The organism is Streptomyces xingningensis (genome assembly GCF_054957865.1).
Window position 1 is genome coordinate 31,194 of the sequence record NZ_JBDJPF010000040.1, and the last position, 15,209, is coordinate 46,402.

Below are 15,209 nucleotides of genomic sequence, written 5' to 3' on the forward strand. Positions count from 1 at the left end.
CATCCCAAGAAGGAGGAGCCCGTGGTGAACAACACCGACATACTCCACGCCATTGCCAAGATCGTCGAAGAGACCGCCGGCCTCGACCCCGCCGAGGTGACCACCGAGAAGTCGTTCACCGACGATCTCGACATCGACTCCCTGTCGATGGTGGAGATCACCGTGGCGGTCGAGGACAGGTTCGAGGTGAAGATCCCCGACGACCAGGTCGCGGAGTTGAGAACCGTCGGCGACGTGGTGAGCTACCTCGCCAACCACCGGTGACTGCACCGAACAAGACTCACTTCGGGAGATGTGCCGTGCCCAGAATGGTTCCCCATAGGGTCAGGCGGCCATGAGCGTCCTCGATCGCTTCCGGCTCGACGGTCGCGTCGCCGTGGTCACCGGCGCCTCCTCCGGGCTGGGTATCGCCTTCGCCACCGCGGTGGCCGAGGCCGGCGCCGATGTTGTGCTCGGGGCGCGGCGCACCGAGAGGCTGGAGGCTGTGCGCACGGCCGTCGAAGGGCTCGGCCGCCGGGCCGTCGCGGTGCGTACCGACGTTGCCAAGCCGGAGGACTGCCGTGCGCTGGTCGACGCGGCTGTGCACGCATTCGGGCGGGTGGACATTCTTGTCAACAACGCCGGGATCAGCAGTGAACAACCCGCGACGGAGGAGACACCGGAGCAGTTCCGCGAGGTCATCGACATCAATCTCAACGGCTCCTATTGGATGGCCCAGGCCGCGGGCGCGGTGATGCGTCCCGGCAGTGCCATCGTCAACGTCTCGAGCATCCTCGCGCTGGTCACGGGCGGTCTGCCGCAGGCCGCCTACTCGGCGTCGAAGGCCGGGATCCTCGGGCTCACCCGCGATCTCGCCCAGCAGTGGACCCCCAGCAAGGGCATCCGCGTGAACGCCCTCGCGCCGGGCCTTTTCACCTCCGCGATGACCGACGGCTATGCCGAGGGCTACCTTGAGGCGATGATGCCGCGGGTGCTTTCGGGCCGCATCGGGCAGCCCGAGGAGCTCGCTGCGGCTTTGGTCTTCCTCGCCTCCGACGCGGCGTCCTACATCACCGGCACCACCCTGACGGTCGATGGCGGCACGCACATCGCATAGTGACACGCAGCGTGGACCCCGCCGGCCATGCTGATGGGCCGCCGGGCAACGGCGCAGCCATGCCAGGGCAACACCCACCTGCCGTCATCCCGATCGGCCGGAGGACGCTATGACCATGACCGTTTACGCGATAGCCCAGCTCTCCATCCACGACCGTCCCCGCTACGAGTCCTACGTGGCACGATTCGCGACGATGCTCACCCGGTACGACGGCCGGCTGCTGGCGGCCGACGAGCAGCCGCTGGTTGTCGAGGGGCAGTGGGACCGGGACAAGGTCGTCCTCCTGGCCTTCCCCGATCGCGACGCGTTCACCGCGTGGGCGACCTCGCCCGAGTACCTGGAGATATCCCAGGACCGCCTCGCCGCAACCGAGAGCCTCGTTCTCCTGGTTCGTGGCACGGCGTAGCCCAGGGCTGAGTCAAGTCGTCTGCGGGAGGAAACCGCCATCGTTACCGGTCAGAGGGATTGACCATGCGGTCCTGCTCTTCCGGAGGCGTGCCGCTGTGCCAGTCCAGGGCCGTGCCGAAGCGGATCAACTCGCCGTACAGGGCGGGGTCGACGTGCTCGGCGAACACGACGTCGAGCACGGCACGGGCCGCATCGGAGGGTGACCGGGCCTGGCTGTAGTCGCTGAACCACGGCCGGGAGGTGGCGGTGTCGACCATGCCGGGGCAGACGGAGGCGATCAGGATGCCGGTGGCGAGGTCGTGCTCGCGGCGTGCGGCCGCGACCGCGCGCACGGCGGCGACCTGGGCCACCTTTGAAGGCACGTTCAGCCACCGCGGCCAACCCGCCTCGGCGGCGGTGTTGTTGTGGACGGCGGTGCGCCAGGATTCGACGGCGTACTCGACCTGGTCGAGGCCGGCGCCGTCGAACCGCCGGCGCAGCCGTGGGTCGAGGTGGCCGAGGGTGCCGAGACTGCTGGCGATCACGAGCAGCCGGCTGCCGGGGCGCAGGAGGGGGCCGAAGGAGCGCAGGATGGTATGCGTAAACATCATGGACTTCAGGGATGTGTCACTGACGGCACTGCGCGTCTTCCGCGCGGTGGCCGAACAGGGAACCTTCACCGCGGCCGCCGCGTCGCTGGGCTATACCCAGTCGGCGGTGTCCCGGCAGATCGCGGCGATCGAGCGGGCGGCGGGCGCGGAACTGCTGGAGCGACGGCGCGACGGCGTACGGCTCACCTCGGCGGGCCGCGTCGTCATGCGCCGCGCGACAGTCGTGCTCGACGAGATCGCCGCGGCCGCCCGCGAGTTGTCCGGCCTGCCGGAGGAGGGCGGGACCGTGTGCCTGGGCTGGGTGCCCACCGCTGGTACGACCCTGGTGCCGCGCGCCCTCGCCGCGCTGCGGCGCAGCGACCCGGGCGTGCACGTCGTCAGCCGTGAGGGCGGCAGCCCGGCGCTGGTGCGCGCCCTGCGGGCGGGCAGCATCGATCTCGCCCTGCTGTCGTCGGCGCCGCCGTTTCGCGCACCGGACGCCGAGTCACCTCCCTTGGTGTTGCAGACGCTCACCGAGCGCGCCCTGTGCCTGGCCGTGCCCGCGGCGCACCCGCTGGCCCGCGGGGAGTTCGTCGACGTGGCCGACCTGCGCGGGCAGCGGTGGATCGCCGGTTCGGCGTCCGGCGCGGACCGGCTCATGGGGGTGTGGCCGGGTCTGGACGAGCGGCCCGAGATCGCGCACACCGCCCGGGACTGGCTGGCGAAACTGCATTTCGTCGCCGCCGGCTGCGGGCTGACCACGGTGCCCTGCGCACTGGCCCCCGCCGCGCCGCCCGGCGTGCGCATCCTGCCGGTGCGCGGCGGCCCGCAGGAGACGCGGCGCCTGTTGCTGGCCCGGCTCCCTCAGCCGCCGGCCGAACCGGTCGTCCGCCTCGCGGCCGCTTTGCGGGCCGCGGCCCTAGGCGAGGACACCATCCCGGACCCCTGACACACGACCGTCGGCCGTGCTGTCAAGGAACTCGGGGCAACTCGATGCCGGGCTGGAGCGGGATGACGGGAACCGGCGGTTGGTCCGGTGCGGGCAGTCCGAGGGCCAGGCCCCCCACGTGGATCAGGCGGTCCCGGTAGGGCGCCAGGAAGGGCGGCGAAAGCGCACCGTCGATGGCCCCGACGGGGCAAGCACCCAGCCGCAGGTCGGTCGCGGTCAGGCACATGGTCTGGAGCAGGCAACCGGTGTCGCGATAGATCATTGCGAGCGTCATGCCTGAGTATTTCCAGCCGGTGCGAGCCACCCAGGATGTGAGATAGAGGCTGATGGGAGGCGGTTGCCGCAGTTGGGCGGGCACCACGATAAGACGGCGCTGAAGGTCGGTCAGGCCTTCGCTCCAAGGCGCGAGATGGTTCAGTGTGTGCGCGAAGGGGTCGTAGTGGTAGGCACCGGCTTCCAGGCCGTCCACGTCACGGGCGAGGAGATAGGTCTCCAGGCTATGGCGTGCTCCTCCGGATGGCGCGGGACGCTGCGTCTGCTGCAGGTCCGGCGAGGACAGATAGCCACGGACCCGGGCTGCGCGGTCGAGGAAAGCTGCCAGAACGGCCAAGGAAAGGGGATGCGGGGCGAAGGCCCGGATGCTGCGCCGCTCGGTCAGTACGGTGGCCAGGGCACGGCTCGGCACGTCGGTGGCTTCAGGGAGGGGGACGGTGGCGAGGGCTTCGCCGTGCCTCAAGTGGGCGGGTGGTGAGGCCCGTAGATCCCGCCCACTGGCGGCTGCGGTGCCCGCCTGCCGGTGAACTGCCAGCTCATAAGGTGTGCGTCCGTCTGGCGAGCCATGTTCGGGAGACCTTGTGTCGCCCTGCGGTCCGGGCTCGCAGGGGTGCACGATACCGGCCCGGGCGAGCTTGCCCAGGAGCGCGGCCACTGCCTCGGGGCCCGGGGACCGGGGCCATAGGGTGTGCAAGTCCTCGGCGGTGCGCGGGCGGTCCAGGTGGGAGAGTGCTGTCAGCAGCTCCGGCTGGACGGTGAACATCCGCCACTGCCGGCAGTCGCGGACGACCATTCCGGGACCGTCGCTCCATTCGGGCAGCAGGTCGGGGTTGCGCCGGTAGTGCTGCTGCTCACTCATGTGCGACTCCGGGTCTTCGGGAAGGGGTCTACAGGAAGGGCAGCGGCATCGGGTTCAGCTGGTCCTCGCTCAGCGGGGCAGGGCGCGCGCCCATCGCGACGGGCGCCTGGAAGACCCGTGGGCCGCCACGGCGGTGGAAGTCCCTGCGCAGGGTGAGCGGGCACAGCCCGGGAACAATGGTGCGCACGACCGAGACACCGCATTCGTCGACGTCGACCGGTGTGACGTCAACGGTGATCGTCTCGTGGCCGGCCCGCGCCAGGCGCTCGATCGCTTCGGTGAGGTCCGCGCCTGTGGACACCGGGGTGGTCCGGGGAGCGGCGAGTGGGTGTGCGGGGCCGTCGTCGAAGAGCCGCAGGTGGGCCAGCCGTTCGGGTGCGCAGTAGTAGCGGCCGAAGTCCATGACGCCGCGCAGGTCTTGATCAAAGGCCGGGACGCCGTCCCTCCGCAACATGGGCTCGATGGAGGTCAGGCACAGGCAGGCCTCTTCCAGGGCTCCCTGAACGGCCTCGTGCAGATCCAAGGCGGCACGTGCGGCATGGGCGACGACGGGCCGGTCCGGCGTTCCGGTCAGCACCTGCACGCCGACGGCGGGAATCCCGAGATCGGTGGTGAGGTCCTTGCATGTGACCCGGGCACCTGTGGCGATCAAGTCGGCAGCCAAGTCGTGGACTTGACCGTCGCGCAGGCCGGACAGGTCCAGGCGGGGCAGAGCGAGCCGGTTCGCCCAGAAAATGACCGCCGCGTCCCGCTCCACCAGTTCCAGCAGGCCGCTCAGGGCGGCATGCTCGGGGTCACGGCCGGCCGCCAGTCCGTTGGAGATGAGATCGAACCAGGGACGGTGGCCGGAGGGGAAACGGTAGGGTAGGTAGACGGCGCAGGCCGGTACGTAGCGGCGCAGCCCGCTGGTCAGTGAAACGCCCGGAACCCAGTCGATCTCGGTTTCGGGATCGAAGGGAGTGTAGCGGGACAGTCGCGCGTACTCGGCGGCGGATCCCAAGGGCAGGCTGCGAGGGTCGACAGCCGCGTCACCCAGGGCGGCGAGCGTGGCACGCATCAGGTTTCGCTGGTCGTAGACGCCTGCCGCATACCGTTCCAGGGTCTCTCCCAGAGCGCATACGCGGGCGGTGTCCGGGTTCCCCTTGCTCGCGGCGCCTTCCGGGATGGCTCTGACGGAGGAGAACCACGTCGTAGTGGGCATCCCCGTGGTGTAGACGTGGGTGGTGGCGCCCGGCTGCCGGCCCTCGGTCACCCGCAGGCCGCCTACGATCCCGGTCAGCGGGCTGATCGCGTTCCGCATCCGCTCCCAGTCGGTGCCGGCGTCCCGCCCGGGTCCGGGGGCGGGCGGTGTGGCGCTGCGGGGGGCCTGGTGGGCGTCCACGGGGCAGGCGGGGCAGTGGGGCGTGTGCAGCAGGCGATGCCGGGTGCGCTCCAGCGACGAGTGGTCCAACTCGATGAGATGCGACGGGCCCTGGGGGCCGGGATGGGACAGCGATCTGACGGTCTCATGGGCGAGTGCGGCGGCTGCGAGTGCGGTGGTGGGCCAGGCGTTGTTGTCAGCCGCCCCGAAGAGGACGTCAAGAGGCAGGTCGGCGATGGCCTGCCAGGCGTGGTGGGAACGCAGGCGCCGCACCAGGCACACCGGGCAGGGTGTATGCGGTGGTTCCAGCACGGCGTACAGCAGCCGGGTGGGTGTGCTCAGATACGTCATGACCCGGTTGCCACCGGCTTGAGTCGGCCACTGTGCCCAGCAACGCAGCTCGGTCTCGTCCAGGGACAACGGCACGATCGCCATGCGGGTGTTCCGGACACTCGGGACGGCGGACCGGTGAACCCGGAGCCCCGTCCCGGTCAGCAGGGCATGGACGGCGTCGGGCAGCGGGCCTTCTCCGGCCACCAGTACGCCGTTACCGACCGCTGCCACCGCCGTGGTGTCGTAGAGGGGATGGGCGGGCGCCGGTCCATGTTCGGCGAGTAGCCGACGTCGGCGTAGCCCTTCGACCGCCGCTTCGGGCAGGGCTTCCACGCCGATGTGTTCGGTTTCGCCGGCGGTCTGCTCCGGGACGGCACCGCCCAACCGGAGAGTGACCGTGCTGGCGCATACGTAGAGCCAGCCGGATCGTGCGACGAAGCGGACATCGGGGCGGGCGGTGAATTCCGGAGAGGAAGTGGCAGACGGGACCCGGGACGGGTTCATGGCACCACCTTGATCCATGGGCGCGGGCGGAGGGATGACGCGCAGGTGTGCCCTGGTCCAGGACAGGACCGGGGCACACCCTTCGGCCGGCTACTCGGGCTGCTCGTCGTCCACCACGACGGCACAGGAGGAAACGATGCAGCAACTGCTGAACGCCGGCGCGGGCTCCGGAACGGACATCTCCTCGAACATGTCCTGCGTGACGTCATCCATCGAAGTGATCCTTTCCGTGATGATGAGTGCGCCTCGCTTCGCCCGTCTAAGAGCGCTCGATTCGCGCATTCTGTCACCCGGGAAAATTCCCGAAACGGGAGCCGGTAATCAATTCGAGAGAGGCGTGCAAGTGCGCCGGGTGTACACGAGGAATGAAATCGCACCAGCCTGTAAGCATCCTGACGGTTTGTGCTGTTGTCCGATGTATGTATGCACGCTTATTTTCCCCCTGAGATGCTTCGCAGAAAAGCGCTCCGGAATTCCGGATCTTCCTGGTGCTCGCGCAGCCAGCCCAGTTCCTGCTCGGACATCCGAAGGCGCGCGTGCCGTAGGTTCTCCTCGTACGGCCCGGTGAAGCGGTCGACAAGTCCGGCGGCGTATGCGCGCAGTCCGCCCTGCGTCCGCTCCATGTCCCCGATGTCGTCGGCGAGGTGGTTGTCGAGCAGAGCGGCCTGCTCGAAGGCGTCGGCGATGCCCTGCGCGCCAATGGGGTCTTTGTGATACGCGGCGTCGCCGACCAGCACCCAGCCCGGCCCCCATGGGCGGCGGAAGAAGTTCGGCAGATTGGTGCAGCTGTACAGCCGTTCCTCCTGGCGACCGTCGGCCACCAGCTGCCGCAGCTCGGGCGACGCCCGTTCGAGCAGACGCAGGTAGCCTCGCTGTCTGTCCTCTCGAGGGCCAACCCGAGGGCCGGCCGGGGCCTCGACGGGGTCCTGCACATTCACCAGGGTCAGCCCGTTCTGCGTCGGCAGCACGGCGGCACCCACGTCGGCCCCGACGAACAACCGCACGGTCTCACCCGTGATGCCGCTCCAGTAGCTGTACTGGGCGCGAGTCAGCCTTCCGTCCCACCGCTGGTACGGGACGCCTGCCAAACGCGCCACCGTGGAGTTGCGCCCGTCGGCGCCGATCACCAGCCGGGCCTGCTCGACCACTTCCCTGCGCCCGTCCCGCCACGTGTGGCGCACCGCGGTCACCGTGCCGTCCTGGAAGTGCAACCCGTTGACCGACACCCCCTGCCGAAACTCCGCACCGGCGCGCACGGCCGCCTCGGCCAGCACCGCGTCCAGCGCGTACCGGCGCGGCGCACATACCGCGTTCACCGTTCCCTGCGGGGCGACCGGTCCCTCGATACACACCCCAGGGGCTGCAAAGGACATCTTCGTCAACTGCGGACAGCCCGTGCCGAGTACCGCCTCCCGAACTCCCCACTGCTCCAGCAGGGCGGCGCCGCGCATGTGGATGAAAAGCGTGGAGAGGGTGTCCTGCGGAAAGCGGGCCCGGTCCAACAGCAGTACCCGATGTCCGCGCCGGGCCAACAGCATCGCTGTCGTAGCCCCGGCGCATCGCGCTCCTACGATAGCCACGTCATACATATCCGCACCCCTCGAGCTGACACGATCGACTCGTTTTCGGCAGCGAAAGATGAATACCCAGAAAGGCAGTTGTGGATGGCGTCGGGTTGGCTGGGTCAACTCACCGGAGCAGGGCGCAGACCAGGAGTGACCGGAGCACCGGTACTCGCCTATGTGTGTCCCCCCGCACCGGCCCCGGACGGACACGATCACACAGGCCCTGGCACGTCTCGAAGCCCTGCCCGCCACCACCCCGACGATGTCGAGGTCGGAGCCACTGGGTGACCCGTGACACCCTCGATGCCCGCCCGGCGTCGGGAGTTTCGTGGTCACCCCCGGGACGCCGGGCCGTCGAGCGCAGGGTCGCCCGACCTTCGCACCACCCGTGACCGGCGAGACTCACCGCACCGCTCCGATAACATACTTGAGATCGCGATGATCAACCTCATCGTCCGCCCTCACCGGAAACCATGCTGTCCAACACAAAGAGTGACCTGGTCAACCAAATAACAAATCGGTCGAGTAATTGATATCTATAGCGTCGCGGGTGTTTTCGCGAATAAACGGCAGAATTGCATTCTCCGCGTGGCGTCAACCACGGGCGATACTGTGGGGCATGTCAGGTGTGGTGGCCCTCGGGTTCCTCATCATGATGGAGATTGCCGCACGTGGCTACGGCCTACCGGGGCCGATTGCCAACCAGGCCAGGGAGGTCATATTCGCTCCTAAATCGGGGCCGCTGTTGTACGCCAGTATGGCGTTGATGATGGTGGTGCTCACCTGGCGGCAACGGCTCATTGCGGCGGGGGCCGCGATCGGCATCGACATCGCCTTCTTTCTGGTGCGGTGGGCGGTCGGCGCCAAGATGATGTTCGGCAATGGTGCGTTGTGGGTGATTTTGGGCTGTGCGGTCATCGCCATCACGCGCCGCACCGGCCGGGAACGTGTCCTGCTACTGAAGGGCATCGGGTTGGGCCTGCTGCTGGTGGCCGGCCGCAAGACCGGCGACACCTGGCTGCTCATCACCTCGAAGGCCCGTCCGATGGTGCTCGACCAGTACGTGGCAACCGCCGATCACGCGCTGGGCAACCCTTCGTGGCTGGCCGGGCGGATTGTCACGGCCACCGGTCCGATCGGTAACCATGTCCTCGGCTGGGTCTACGGTCAGCTTGCGGTGGCCGCGGTCGTCGTCGCGCTGTACCAGCTGCGTAATGTGGCGGTCGAGCGCCGCTTCCCGGGCCATCATCTGGTGCGTACCTTCCTGGTGATCGGCCTCCTCGGGCCGGGCATCTACATGATCTTCCCAGTGGTCGGACCGATCTTCGCCTATGGCGCCGACGGCGGGCACTGGGCGGTGGCCAACCTGTGGCCGGACACGCCGCCGGCCAATGTTCCGCACTGGATGCCATTCGACGGGATCACCCCACGCAACTGCATGCCCAGCCTGCATACGGCATGGGCTACTGCGATCTTCATTCACTCCCGCAAGGGTCCGTGGATTCTTCGATTTGCAGGCGCGTTCTGGCTGATTGCCACGCTCGGTGCAACGCTGGGCTTCGGCTTTCACTACGGCACGGATATCGTTGCCGGCGTGGTGTTTGTGCTCACGATCGAGGCAGCCCTGCGCTCGCTCGATCGGGGCTGGGATCGGTCGGGAATCCAGCTGGTCGCTTACGGCGCAACGGTCTTCGCTGCGCTCTTGGTGTCGTATCGCTATCTGCCGATGGAGATGGCCAAGTATCCGTGGGTGTTCGGACCGCTTCTCATTCTGGCGATGGCCTCAGTGGTCCATGGCTATGTACGGGCCACCAAAGGGTGGGAACCGAAGGCCGCACCAGCGCGGCAACGGGAACCGCAACCCGAATTGGTGTGAGCCATGTTGCATCGGGTTGCGGGCTGAGGGCTTCCCTTTGCGGGTGACGTCCGCGGACGGCTCGGGGGCCGCGGGCGCCCGGCTGTTCGCGGGTCCGCTCAGCGGAACACCGATGGCGGCAGTGGCGGCCGTTGCGCGAGTATGCGCATGACAATCCTGGTGCTTGGACTCTCTGGGCTGGGGGGCTCGTGCGTAGACGGCGTTGTCTGACGGGAGTGTTGCTCGCAGGGCTCATGGTGGGCGCGCTGCCCGCGCCATCGGCTTCGGCGGCCGACGACCCACCGGTGACCTTCACCGAGGCCCAGCTGTCCAGCGTGCTGTTCACCGCGGCCGTCCGGGCCAAGGACGCCGGTGAGGCCTATGACAAGGACACGGTGGCCAGCGCCGAGTTATTGGACTGGCGGGCAAGACATCCGGCGGCCGATGCCGCCGAAGTCAACGACCATGCCGGCAAGGTGCGTTCGGCCCTGGACGCCAAGCCACAGAACACCCCGGCCGCTCCGTCGCACGCCGAGGTGCTGCGTCGGCTGCTGAAGATCGTCTATGCCGCGCCCAAGACGGAGATCACCGGCCCGCGCATGACGGATCTGCTGGGTGTGGTCACCGGGAAGGACCTCACCCAGGCGCTGCAGTCGAAGGAACAACGCTTGATGGGCGCCCAGCAGGGGTTCGACCTGGACATGGCCTTCGCCAAGGCCGCCTCCGCCACGTGGTCCGGGGTACACGAACTGGCGGCCAAGGATGCCCCGTTCGCGAACACCTGGCGCGACCGGATCGGCGCGGCCACGGCCGGTCAGCCGTTCAGCCTCGATCCCACCGCGGACGTCGCCAGGCTGAAGAACCTGCCCGTCCTGCGCGATGTGGTGGACGTCGACGGCCTGGTCACCAAGGGGCATCAGGGAAGGACCGCATTCTACGGCGAGGTCACACGTCAGCTCGTGTCCCAGCAGGACCGGGTGGACGCGCTCAAGCTCCCGGAAAAAGTGCGGAAGGCCAATGACACCACCCCCATGCCGGACGACCCCAAGGCGGAGGTCAAGGAAGACGTCGTCAAGCAGTACGAGAAGGACCAGGAAGACCGGCAGAAGGTGATCGACCAGGGCAAGAGCGGCGGGGAATACCTGGTCGGCGCGGTGAAATTCGTCGACCCCGGCCTGGGGAACTCACTCGCCGAATACCTGGAGCCCGCCTACAACGTATTCACCAAATGGAACAGCCTGATCACCGCATTGGGCACCCTTGGCGCCGCCACCTCGGTAGGCGCGGTGTTCGGTGGTGTCGGTGCGGCCGTCGGTGCGGTGGTGGGCATCGTACAGATCTTCGGCGGTCTCCTCGGCGGCAATCACGGTGCCGAGCAGGAGGCCCAGAAGCAGCTCCTGGACGCGGTCCACCATGGATTCGAGGCCATGCACAAGGACTTGGCGGCCATCAGCACCACCATGAACACCCGGTTCGACCGCATCGACACCAATCTCAAACAGATCTACTCGACCCTGGTGGAGGGCCTCGGCCAGCTGGTGGCGCTCATCCAGGACGTCAACGCCAACGTGTCCTCCGTCCACCGCGACCTGCTCACCGTGCAGTCGCAGTTGCAGAACTTCGGCTGGGACATCCTCAACTCGCTGAAGGACGCCCAGAAGTACGACTTCCTCAAGACGGCCACCACCTATGTGGACTACCCCGCCTACAACAATGGCCGGACCATCCCCACCGAAAAGGAATATGTGGACGCCGTGTCCACGTATCTGACCATCGGCCGGGACGTTGCCCGCAACAGCACCTTCACGCGGCAGAATTACGCCGAGGACGACCCGGTCACCGTGCTGACCGGACCGGGCAACACCGGCACGGCAGGGGCGGTGGACTGGCTCGCCAACTATGCCAACGAGCACCGCTGGAACACCTATTACCACGTGTCCAAGCAGAACGGAATGGTGCCCAACGCCGACCTCTGGGCGGAGGCGGCACGCGCCTACTACCTGACCGCTCTGCAGAATCCCCAGTGGGCCGGAAGCGAAGGGCCGGAGCAGGCGAGGCTCCGCGACCTCATCGAGGCAGGCGACGAAATCCGGAAGGGAGCCGGGCAGTTCATGGAGCCACGCATGGAACTCGGCGACCCGCGCGTCCTGTCGATCCTCCATATGCATCACTACGAGTCATTCGACGCCTTCGTCAAGCAGGCCGAGCAGCTGACCTCCAAGGTGATGGACCGCAATCACCCCTTCAATCTCTGGACCAATGTCGAGGGCATCTGGCACGGCCTCACCAGCGACCAGCGGCAACAGGCTGTCGCCCTGCCCCAGTCCATGGCGCTCTGCGGCACGGACAACCGCGACCCGGCACCGATACCCGACTCGGCGGCCTCGGCGGCGGACATCAGCCATGCGCTGCAGGTGGACCGCTGGATCAGCCCGAGTCGCCGCATCGACGTCTGTTACGACGGGGCCTTCTTCAACGAGTGGAACTTTGTGATGGCCGGGACGTGCGACCGCGACCTGTGCCGTCACGCGCGCTACTACACCTTCAATGTCAATGTGACGTATTCCGTGACCGGGGGCCCGTGGTCCACGGTCACCGCCAAGAAGGCCAGGCTCCAGCGGAGCAATATTGCCCGGTGCGAGTGGTACGCCCCCCGCAATGACAACCGGGTGCCACCACCCCCGACCTGCCCGGCCTATAACGCCGACGTCAACCGTGAGTTGAGCAATCCACATGACATCGGCATAACGGGTGGCGGTCCGGACGTCCCCGCCGACGCCGGGCTCGAGCAGACCACCAAGATGCTCTCCGACCGGCGTGCGCAGTACTACGACGTCATGGCCGACGAGCTCAACCTCGATCACATCCCGGTGGCACACGAACTGACGAACCAGGTTCTCCTGACCAGGGCGTACTCCGACCTCGGCATGCCCCGCACCATGGCGGCCGACGACCGATTGCGCTCCTATCTCCATGGCACACGCGGCCCCATGGCCAACCTCCCGGCCGCCTTGGGCGAGGCCGCCAACCCCATGCTGTCCAGGGCTTACCGACAAGCGGCCCAAGCGCAGCGCGACATCGGCGACCGCCTGGACGGGCCACTACTGCTCCCGGACCTCAAGCTCGACATCGACCACAACAAGCCCATGGACTGCGCCAGTTTCCGCAATGGGAAGACCGACCCGGTCGCCGCATGCCTCGCCAGGGCCGACTCGCACCGCAGTGCCAGACTGTTCGACCTGGTTCTGGAGCACTTCAACAGACGGAGCCCCGACCCGGTCAAGGAGGGCACGCTTCCGCTGGTCGACGAGGCCCTGGACAATCTGCGGCTGGTCCGCCAGTACCTGCAGACCGCCTACCCCAAGCCTGTGCGTGCCGCTCACCCGGCAGGGTGACGGCCGTGAAGTCCATGACGTCTGCGCATACCGGGTGTGCGGAACTTTCGCTGTCCTCATGGCCTGAGAGTGCCCAGCGTGGAAGGGCGAATCAGGGGCGGGGCCGGGCACTCACCGAGGGCCGACGACACCACACCCACACGCGTCTTTGCCGTATGGAACGAGGAGTTCGGCATGACTGTCATCAAGACCCCCTTCAGTTTCACCAGTACCGCCGCCGAAGTGGCCGCGGGTATCGACCTGACCGGCCGTCGCATGGTGGTCACCGGTACTTCCTCGGGCCTCGGCGCCGAGCTGGCCGACGCCGACCGGGGCTGTTCACCGCGCTCGACGGCTTGCCCGGCGAGGTGACGGACGGGCAAGCGGCGAGCGGGTGATGGCGGTGAGGGCGTGATGGAGGGTGGAATCGCCCGGCGGGCGGTTGCGCCAGCGGGCGCCGATGTGGCCGTCAGGCCGGATGAGCAGTGCTCCGCTTGGGCGGAGGCCGCAGCGGTCGGTGTGTTCGTCGGGAAGGGTCTCGATGCGCAACGGCCATGGTGCGGTGGTCTGTTGCTGCCAGTGGGTGGGGTCCGGGGTGAGCAGGGTGAACCATTCGCCGAAGGCGTCGAGCGTGGAGCGGTTGGGTGTGAGCCAGAGGTGTGGCATGCGATGGCCCGGCCTCGCGGTGGGGACATAGTCCGTGCCGCTGTCGGCCGGCTCGGGTGGGGCGCCGCTGTCGGTGAGGACGGCGTCGGAGTGGTAGGTGACGCCCAGCACCAGACCGAGTTGCGCGAAGTACCGGTCCGACCAGGGCAGTTCGATCCGGGCCGACGCCGCTTCGCCGGCGCGGAGCTGATCGCGGCGCCGGTTCTCCACCTGAAGCATGAGCTGGGTGTTGGCCACCGCTTGGCGAAGAGTCCGGTGGGCGACGGGCTGTCGTTCCGTCTCGTAGGTCTCCAGCAGGCCCGGTCCGGCCCAGCCGTGCAGAACGCCCGCCAGTTTCCAGCACAGATTGTGCACATCGCAGACACCGGCGTTCATGCCCAGGCCGCCGATGATGGGGATCGCGTGCGCGGCATCGCCGGCCAGCAGGATCCGGCCGTGCCCAAAGCGTTCGGCGACAAACGCGTTCATCACCCAGTGCTGAACCCGCACCACCTCGGCCCGGACGTCGGCGCCGGAGCCGAGGGCGCGCGAGACGAGGTCGGACCAGTCGGCGCGCGCGGCGTCCTGGGGTGTGGGAACGAACCAGGCCCAGCCGCCTTCGGGGTAGAGCGGGGCGAATGTTCCGTGCGCGGTGAAGTAGACCCCGGCGGGCTGGTGGGCGCACCAGCGGTCGAGGTCGGCGTCGAACACGACGGTGGTGAAGCCCCCCATCGCTCCCGGGCCGGTGGTGTCGATTCCCAGCCGTTGCCGGACGGTGGAGTTCGCGCCGTCGGCGGCGAGTACATAGCGGGCACGAACCCGAAGTTCCGCACCGCGTTGGTGGTCGACGAGCAGGGCCACGACGCTGTCGGCTGCCTCGGCCAGGCCGATGAGCTCGACCCCGAACCGCAGTTGCGCGTCCGCTGCGGCGAGCAGGACGGGCTCCAGCCGGTCCTGCGAGGTGGCCACGCCGAGCACGGGGCTTTCGGGAACCGGTGCGTTGACCCCGACCATCGCCGCCGTGGCGAAGTCGCGGCCGCACAGGGTGTCGCGGAAGCGGATACGGCCGTACTCCGGAGCGAACGCGTTGGCCGTGATCTCGGCAGCAAGCCCGAGCTGGCGAAAGATCTCCATCGAGCGCACATTGACCAGCCGGGACCGGGGAAAAGGGGACAGCTCACGGTGTTTCTCGACCAGCAATACCCGCACGCCCCAGCGCTCCAGTAGCGCCCGGGCGGTGAGCCCGACCGGCCCACCACCGACGATCAACACCGCCACCTCGGCGTCTGCCACGGGCATGTCGAGCTCCTCCGGCTCACCTTGCACCTGTCGGGGCACTCGGCGAGGGCGGCGTCGGAGCGCCCAGCGGCCTCACCAGGTCTCGAGTGCCACGCGCACCAGCATCGCACGGCAGGGCGA

General features: G+C 68.1%; 11 protein-coding genes and 2 pseudogenes. 7 read left to right on the forward strand and 6 right to left on the reverse strand.

Annotated features, from left to right (window positions below; translation table 11 throughout):
- The first annotated feature begins 21 nt into the window (after positions 1 to 21).
- The 3 genes from ABCR83_RS20805 to ABCR83_RS20815 all read left to right on the forward strand — a co-directional run bounded on the left by ABCR83_RS20805 (position 22) and on the right by ABCR83_RS20815 (position 1,502).
- Positions 22 to 264 (forward strand): acyl carrier protein, encoded by a 243-nt coding sequence (locus ABCR83_RS20805; RefSeq protein ID WP_462696608.1) that lies wholly within the window; start codon positions 22 to 24, stop codon positions 262 to 264.
- Between the two features lie 70 nt (positions 265 to 334).
- Positions 335 to 1,096, forward strand: a complete 762-nt coding sequence (locus tag ABCR83_RS20810; protein ID WP_462696609.1) for an SDR family NAD(P)-dependent oxidoreductase — start codon at positions 335 to 337, stop codon at positions 1,094 to 1,096.
- Positions 1,097 to 1,205: 109 nt separating this feature from the next.
- A complete protein-coding gene (locus ABCR83_RS20815) occupies positions 1,206 to 1,502 on the forward strand; it encodes a DUF1330 domain-containing protein (protein WP_462696610.1) in 297 nt (98 codons plus the stop codon).
- A gap of 43 nt (positions 1,503 to 1,545) precedes the next feature.
- Here the strand turns inward: ABCR83_RS20815 and ABCR83_RS20820 are convergent.
- Positions 1,546 to 2,085: pseudogene (locus tag ABCR83_RS20820) on the reverse strand (carbonyl reductase); the annotation flags it as partial.
- A 7-nt stretch (positions 2,086 to 2,092) separates the two neighbouring features.
- Between ABCR83_RS20820 and ABCR83_RS20825 the strand changes: the two are divergent.
- A complete protein-coding gene (locus ABCR83_RS20825) occupies positions 2,093 to 3,022 on the forward strand; it encodes a LysR family transcriptional regulator (protein WP_462696611.1) in 930 nt (309 codons plus the stop codon).
- Between the two features lie 22 nt (positions 3,023 to 3,044).
- Here ABCR83_RS20825 and ABCR83_RS20830 read toward each other — a convergent pair whose 3' ends face one another.
- The 4 genes from ABCR83_RS20830 to ABCR83_RS20845 all read right to left on the reverse strand — a co-directional run bounded on the left by ABCR83_RS20830 (position 3,045) and on the right by ABCR83_RS20845 (position 7,931).
- Complete coding sequence (locus ABCR83_RS20830) at positions 3,045 to 4,154, reverse strand: SagB family peptide dehydrogenase (protein ID WP_462696612.1); 1,110 nt, start codon at positions 4,152 to 4,154, stop codon at positions 3,045 to 3,047.
- Positions 4,155 to 4,182: 28 nt separating this feature from the next.
- A complete protein-coding gene (locus ABCR83_RS20835; protein WP_462696613.1) occupies positions 4,183 to 6,351 on the reverse strand; it encodes a TOMM precursor leader peptide-binding protein in 2,169 nt (722 codons plus the stop codon).
- A 90-nt stretch (positions 6,352 to 6,441) separates the two neighbouring features.
- Positions 6,442 to 6,564, reverse strand: coding sequence for a hypothetical protein (locus ABCR83_RS20840; RefSeq protein ID WP_462696614.1), 123 nt, complete (start codon positions 6,562 to 6,564; stop codon positions 6,442 to 6,444).
- 218 nt (positions 6,565 to 6,782) lie between these two features.
- A complete protein-coding gene (locus ABCR83_RS20845; protein ID WP_462696615.1) occupies positions 6,783 to 7,931 on the reverse strand; it encodes an NAD(P)/FAD-dependent oxidoreductase in 1,149 nt (382 codons plus the stop codon).
- 604 nt (positions 7,932 to 8,535) lie between these two features.
- On the opposite strand from ABCR83_RS20845, the gene ABCR83_RS20850 reads away from it, so the two are divergent.
- The 3 genes and pseudogenes from ABCR83_RS20850 to ABCR83_RS20860 all read left to right on the forward strand — a co-directional run.
- The gene (locus ABCR83_RS20850) at positions 8,536 to 9,792 is read left to right on the forward strand and encodes a phosphatase PAP2 family protein (protein ID WP_462696616.1); all 1,257 of its coding nucleotides are present in this window, start codon (positions 8,536 to 8,538) and stop codon (positions 9,790 to 9,792) included.
- A 218-nt stretch (positions 9,793 to 10,010) separates the two neighbouring features.
- Positions 10,011 to 13,166 (forward strand): hypothetical protein, encoded by a 3,156-nt coding sequence (locus tag ABCR83_RS20855; protein ID WP_462696617.1) that lies wholly within the window; start codon positions 10,011 to 10,013, stop codon positions 13,164 to 13,166.
- Between the two features lie 174 nt (positions 13,167 to 13,340).
- Positions 13,341 to 13,472, forward strand: a pseudogene (locus ABCR83_RS20860) (SDR family NAD(P)-dependent oxidoreductase); the annotation flags it as partial.
- 12 nt (positions 13,473 to 13,484) lie between these two features.
- Here ABCR83_RS20860 and ABCR83_RS20865 read toward each other — a convergent pair.
- Complete coding sequence (locus ABCR83_RS20865; protein WP_462696618.1) at positions 13,485 to 15,089, reverse strand: FAD-dependent monooxygenase; 1,605 nt, start codon at positions 15,087 to 15,089, stop codon at positions 13,485 to 13,487.
- Positions 15,090 to 15,209: the final 120 nt, after the last annotated feature.